5 protein-coding genes are annotated in these 6,000 nt (G+C 63.8%); all 5 read left to right on the top strand.

What is annotated here, in order from left to right; translation table 11 throughout:
* Positions 1-175: 175 nt before the first annotated feature.
* The 5 genes from LNV28_RS09325 (at position 176) to LNV28_RS09345 (ending at position 5,794) form a co-directional block, all read left to right on the top strand.
* Complete coding sequence (locus LNV28_RS09325) at positions 176-1,963, top strand: ABC transporter transmembrane domain-containing protein (RefSeq protein WP_263518774.1); 1,788 nt, start codon at positions 176-178, stop codon at positions 1,961-1,963.
* An 85-nt stretch (positions 1,964-2,048) separates the two neighbouring features.
* Positions 2,049-3,767, top strand: coding sequence for an ABC transporter ATP-binding protein (locus tag LNV28_RS09330; protein WP_263518806.1), 1,719 nt, complete (start codon positions 2,049-2,051; stop codon positions 3,765-3,767).
* Between the two features lie 298 nt (positions 3,768-4,065).
* Entirely contained in the window at positions 4,066-4,311 is a 246-nt protein-coding gene (locus tag LNV28_RS09335; protein ID WP_263518776.1) for a hypothetical protein, read from the top strand.
* A 131-nt stretch (positions 4,312-4,442) separates the two neighbouring features.
* Positions 4,443-4,898 (top strand): hypothetical protein, encoded by a 456-nt coding sequence (locus LNV28_RS09340; RefSeq protein ID WP_263518778.1) that lies wholly within the window; start codon positions 4,443-4,445, stop codon positions 4,896-4,898.
* 293 nt (positions 4,899-5,191) lie between these two features.
* On the top strand, positions 5,192-5,794 hold the full coding sequence (locus tag LNV28_RS09345) for a hypothetical protein (RefSeq protein WP_263518780.1): 603 nt from the start codon (positions 5,192-5,194) through the stop codon (positions 5,792-5,794).
* Positions 5,795-6,000 lie beyond the last annotated feature (206 nt).

A 6,000-nucleotide genomic window follows, 5' to 3' on the forward strand; every position in this document is an offset into this window, starting at 1 on the left:
GGGCAGGCGCTCACGGGTCTGAGGGCCAGTCCGGGCTGCTGACAAAGCCGGGCGAGCGCGCCTCCTAGAATCCTGTCCAGCCCAGCCAGCCTCGGACGGCGCGCCAGCCCTCCGCTGAAGTGTGCGCCGCCCCTGCCGGCCGCGGCCCGAACTCGCCAACCTCGCTCCCTTCCCCATGACCTTGACCCAGATGCTCGCCGGCTTTGTGCGCCGGCATTGGCCGGCCTATGCCGGTTCGGCCCTGATGCTGGCTGGCATTGCCCTGCTGATCGTCTGGATCCCCCGCCAGGTGGGCCAGGTGGTGGACGGCCTGGTGGCCGGCCGCTTGCAAGGCACAGCCCTGCTGCACGAGCTGGCTCTGCTGGTGGGCGCGGGGGTCTGCATCTACCTGCTGCGCGTGGGCTGGCGCCTGGCCTTGTTTGCGGCCGCCTACCGCCTAGGCCAGCAGCTGCGCACCCGGCTCTATGCCCGGCTCAGCCTGCAAGGCCCGGCCTACTTTCAGGCCAAGCGCACCGGCGACCTGATGGCCCTGGCCACCAACGACATCGACGCCGTCGAAATGGCCGCCGGCGAAGCCCTGCTCGCCGCGTTTGACGGCAGCCTGACCCTGCTGCTGGTGCTCTTGATGATGACGGTGGGTGTGGACTGGCGCCTGGGTCTGGCCACCCTGATTCCTTTTCCCTTCATGGCCTTTGCCTTCTGGCGCATCTCCAACCATGTGCACCATGCCTGGCAAAGCTCCCTGTCCCAGTTCTCCGGGCTGAACCAGCATGTGCAAGAAGGCCTGAGCGGTGTGCGCACCCTGCGCGCCCTGGGCCTGCTGCCGCGCAACACCCGCCAGTTCAGCGAGCTGGCCGCCGGCGCCGGCGAGGCCAGCTTCCAGGCCCAGCGCTGGGAGGCGGCGTTCGAGCCCGCCGTGGGCATGACCCTGAGCGCGGCCATGGCCATCGCCCTGGGCCTGGGCGGCTGGCTGGTGGCGCGCCAGGAGCTGAGCATCGGCCAGCTGACCTCCTTCACCATGTACCTGGGCCAGCTGATCTGGCCGATGTTCGCCGCCGGCTGGGTGCTGTCCTTGCTGGAGCGCGGCCGCGCGGCCTGGGACCGCCTCGGCCCAGTGCTGGAAGCGCCGCTGAGCCTGCAGGACGAGGGCCAGGCTGATCTGCCGCCGGCGGCCACCCTGCGCTTCGAGGCAGTCAGCTTCAGCTACCCCGAGGCTCAGAAGCCGGCCCTGCAGGACATTGCGCTGGAATTGCCACCCGGCCAGACCCTGGGCCTGGTGGGACCGACCGGGTCGGGCAAGTCCACACTCTTGCGTCTGCTGCTGCGCCAGTTCGAGCCCAGCCAAGGGCAGATCACCTTTGGGGGCCAGGTCTTGCCCGCGCTGCGCCTGGCGGCGCTGCGGCGCGCCTTGGCCTGGGTGCCGCAAGAGCCCTTCCTGTTCTCGGCCCGCATCGGCGAGAACATCGCCCTGGCCCGGCCCGAGGCCAGCGCCGCCGAGGTCGAAGAAGCAGCGCGCCTGGCCGCCGTGCACGAGGACATCCTGCGCCTGCCGCAGGGCTATGCCACCGAAATCGGCGAGCGCGGTGTGACGCTCTCGGGCGGCCAGCGACAGCGGGTGGCGATTGCCCGGGCGCTGCTCCATCTCGGTGTTCCAAGCGCCGGGCCAGCCCATTCAGGAGGCATGGGGGTTCTGCTCCTGGACGATGCGCTCTCGGCCGTGGACACCGGCACCGAAACACAGATCCTCGACCACCTGCGCGCCCAGCGCCGCCAGCGCCCCGAGCACAGCGCCATCATCGTCAGCCACCGCCTGAGCGCGGTCATGGAGGCCGATCAGATTCTGGTGCTGCGCGGCGGCCGCATCACCGAGCGCGGCAGCCACGCCGAGCTGCTCGCCCTGGGTGGCTGGTATGCCACGCAGTGGCGCTATCAACAACTGGAGGCCAGCCTTGACGCACTCTGACACCGCCACGGCAGGCAACGACAACAGCAACAGCAGCGCCGAAGCCAGCAAACCCGAGTCCCCCTGGGCAGCGGTCGGCCTGCTGATGGAAGCGGCCCAGCCCGAGCGGCCGCAGCTCTGGCGCGGCCTGGCCTGGCTGATCACGGCCGCCGGCCTGGAAGCGCTGGGGCCCATCCTTGGCAAGCACTACATCGACACCTATTTGCTACCCGGTCGTTTCGACGGGATGGACGTGCAGGCCATGGCCAGCCTGCTGGCTGCCCTGCTGCTGACCGGCTGGGCTGCCAGCTGGATCCGCTTTGCACAGCTCAGCCGCATGGCCGGCGTGGCGCGGCGCTCGGTGCAGCGCCTGCGCGAGCGGGTCTACAGCCATGTGCTGGCCCTGCCCATGGCCTTTTTCGACCGCGCCATCACCGGCCAGCTGGTCAGTCGCGTCACCAACGACAGCGAGGCGGTCAACACCCTCTACCGCCAGGTCTTGTACGTGATGCTCGACTCCAGCATCGTCGTGCTCGGCTCGCTGATCGCCATGGCCTGGCTGGACTGGCGGCTGATGCTGATCGTGGCCATGCTGGTGCCGGCCATGCTGATCATCATCAGCATCTACCGCCGCCTCAGCGCGCCGGCCGTGGCGCGTGCGCGCGAGTTGCGCAGCGACATCAACGCGCAGATGGCCGAGAGCATGGCCGGCATGGCCATGCTGCAATCGGCCGGCGCTGCGCCGCGCTTCAGCGCCCGCTTCGAGGCCACCAATGCCCAGCACCGGGGCGCCCGCGTACGCGAGCTCAGCGCCAATGCCTGGCTGCTGCGCCCGGCCCTGGACCTGCTCAATGTGCTGCTGCTGGTGACCGTGATCTACGGCTTCGGCCAGCGCGATCTGAGCGGGCTGGAGGTGGGCTTGCTCTACGCCTTCCTGAGCTATATCGCCCGCGTGGTCGAGCCACTGAGCCAGATCACCTTGCAGTTCAGCCAGCTGCAGCAATCGATGATTGCCGCCGCACGCGTGCGCAGCCTGCTGCAGGAAACCGCACCGGTCAGCAGCAGCCAGCAAGCCGGCCGGCGCATCGAAGCCGGCGAGATCCGCATCGAAAGCCTGGAGTTCAGCTACCAACCTGGCCGCCCGGTGCTGGAGCGCTTGAACCTGCACTTCGAACCCGGCAGCTTTGTCGGCATCGTCGGCCACACGGGCAGCGGCAAGTCCACCCTGCTCTCCCTGCTTCTGCGCTTTTACGCCCCCCAGCAAGGCCGCATCACGATCGACGGCCAGGCCCTGGACAGCGTGCCCGACGAGGCCTTCCGCCAAGCCGTGGGCCTGGTGCCGCAAGAGCCCTATCTGATGGCCGCCAGCGCGCGCGAGAACATCACCATGGGCCGCCCCGACATCAGCGAAACGCAGATGCGCGAGGCTGCCCGCGCCGCACGCATCGATGAATTCCTGTCCGCCCTGCCCCAGGGTTATGACACCTTGCTCGGCGAAGGCGGCGCCCGCGTTTCCACTGGCCAGAAACAGCTGATCGCCATGGCCCGCGCCCTGGCCGGCGCACCCAAGATTTTGTTCCTCGACGAAGCCACCTCCAATATCGACAGCGCGACCGAACAAATCGTCGGCGAAGCCCTGACGGCGCTGCGCGGCCACGTCACCGTGGTGGCGATTGCCCACCGCCTCTCCACCATCCGCGAAGCCGACCAGATCGTCGTACTCAACCACGGCCACCTGGTCGAACGCGGCAGCCACGGCGAGTTGATGGCGCTCGAGGGCGGGCTGTATCAGCGGTTGGTGCAGTTGCAGGATTTGAGTGAGTGAAGCGGAGAGAAGTGAACGGGTGAACGGGTGAACGGGTGAATGTCGGCGAAATAACGCTGCGATTTGATGGCAACATAGCCACCTACGATCCAGCTGCCGACGCCCGACGAACCGACCAGGTTGTTTGTAACAAGCGCGGCTTTTGTCGTGAAAATTAATGCTGGATGAAATGCAGACAATCAGCAGGAAAAATCAATTCCGACAAGCACTTACTTGGCCATGCGTGCAACCGGTTATTGCGACGGCAGCCGTGATAAGCGGCGTTTGCCTGCGATATACAACACGTTAGGCCTCTTTCATGGTGTTCCTCATTTCCTCTCGATCCGGATATGAAAGCTTCGTCGGCCTTGGTGCCTCGGGTTGTGCGCTGTGGGTTACGGCTGGAGTTCTCTCGCCGGATGAGTTGGAAGCGCTCAGAGCTGACGGTGCCGATGTGACAGATTTCGACTACGAGATTGCCGAGGGTGAATGGGACGCAGTCGAGTGCGCCGTTGCAACTATCAAGGAGCATCACCCAGGCGAGGTCGTGTGGGCACAAGCATGATTACGCGCTGGAGGCCTAACAGGTCGCTCGAGTGGACCTACGCCAGCTGGCCGCGCTACGCTGCCTGTATATCTTCAGCTCCGCGCGGCCAGCTAGCTTCGGCCCCTCAGCTTCAACGTTAGCCGTCAACAATGGATAGATTCGTCTTCTACTCAAAGCCGAAGCTCGTCGCAAGCCTGGCGCCGATGTTCGTCATTGCGGCCGCGCTGTTCTGGATTGGTCTGAAAAGCGGCGTTCTAATGATTCTTGCTGCCTCGTGGGCGCTAGTAGTTGTTGCACTTCTCCTGAAGATGAGCCCATTCGATCGACCACTGCTGGAGTTCGGTAGTGCTGAAATATCTTTCGGCCCTGGCTTGGCGACTAAGGTACCTTTGTCCAGTATCAAGTACGCAAAGTCTGGCGGCAGCAGCCCTAACGCATGGCCAGGCAACGTCAGAGTTTTGCTGGAAATGGAGGCGCGAGTTACTGGTGGCCAACGGCATCATGATCAGAAGGTAATTCAATTGTTCTGTGTTGACGCCACGCCCGAGGACATAGCGAAGCACATTAACGCTCTCGTTGGATTGGCAGGGCGCCATGACGGCTAACCATTCGCTCAACCGGACCCGCAACGGCATGCCGCCTTCGGGCCTCATTTCATTCTGGCCCTTCGGCGTCCTGCCGTCGCGGGCCGGGTAGCTCAAACGTTAGGCCTCATAGTCTCCACTGCAGCGCCTCGCGCCTTCTCCAATACTTAGACACAGCAATCTGTATGCAACGCCGACAGCTACTTCAAACTTTCCTGTTCGCAGCACTAGGTCCAATCGTTACGGGCTGCGCGGCCCCGCCGCCCCGAAGGCCGATTGACGACCAAACCATTGGATCCGCAGCCTTCATCCTCTTGTCCGATGAAGAAGGGTACTTGAGTCGTCCAGGATTCTCGAGATACAAACGACTGACGTACCCTCTCGGAGACACATTCCTCGCTGCGCTACAGAGTGAAGGTGAACAGATCCTAAGAACTACACGCCCCAATTGGAGGGTACCTGACGCCGGCGTCGTCGCGCAAGAAACCCGTCGGGCGAAACTGGCGGCAAAGTCTGTTGGCGTTAGCCTCGACCTCACATCTGAAGAATCTGCTGCTCTCGCGAAAAGACTGGATGTCGATCTGCTGTTCGTCTTCCGAAAATTCTTCATGGATGAGCGAGGTGTACCTAGCGGTTTCGGATTGCGCTTCGATAGCGGCACGCCGAATGTTCGCTCTGAGGTACTGCTCTACTCTGGAATGTCGTTGGTCCTCTTTACCCGTAGTGGAGAGCGCCTTGTCGGACGCTTCAGTCAAGAGAATGTCGCTAAAGAACCTATGGAAAGATACGGATTAACAACCGAACTAGAAGAAATCACGAAGCAAGATGTTCTGACGAAGGTGCGAAGCGACTTGCTCACGCTCGCAATTAATGATCTCGCTGCTGCAATGGCACGACACGGGTATAGCAACAGGTAAACGTTGCCACTTTCGTCGCGAATGAGGCCTAACCATTCGCTCAACCGGACCCGTTGCGGCGTGCGGCAGAAGGCCCTCCATTTCATTCTGGGCCTTTAGCCACACACCGCAACGGTCCGGTTAGCTCAAACGTTAGAGCGCACCATGCCTACTCGCGTCAACGGCGTAATCCCAGAAGACATCTCCCTTGACTCCATGTCCGGGCA

The organism is Paucibacter sp. DJ2R-2, from assembly GCF_025717675.1.
Taxonomy (GTDB): domain Bacteria; phylum Pseudomonadota; class Gammaproteobacteria; order Burkholderiales; family Burkholderiaceae_C; genus Paucibacter_A.

Excerpts from the sequence above, each read along its gene's own strand:
- LNV28_RS09325 (WP_263518774.1), top strand. The coding sequence starts at position 176 with ATGACCTTGACCCAGATGCTCGCCGGCTTTGTGCGCCGGCATTGGCCG.
- LNV28_RS09330 (WP_263518806.1), top strand. The coding sequence starts at position 2,049 with ATGGAAGCGGCCCAGCCCGAGCGGCCGCAGCTCTGGCGCGGCCTGGCC.
- LNV28_RS09335 (WP_263518776.1), top strand. The coding sequence starts at position 4,066 with ATGGTGTTCCTCATTTCCTCTCGATCCGGATATGAAAGCTTCGTCGGC.
- LNV28_RS09340 (WP_263518778.1), top strand. The coding sequence starts at position 4,443 with ATGGATAGATTCGTCTTCTACTCAAAGCCGAAGCTCGTCGCAAGCCTG.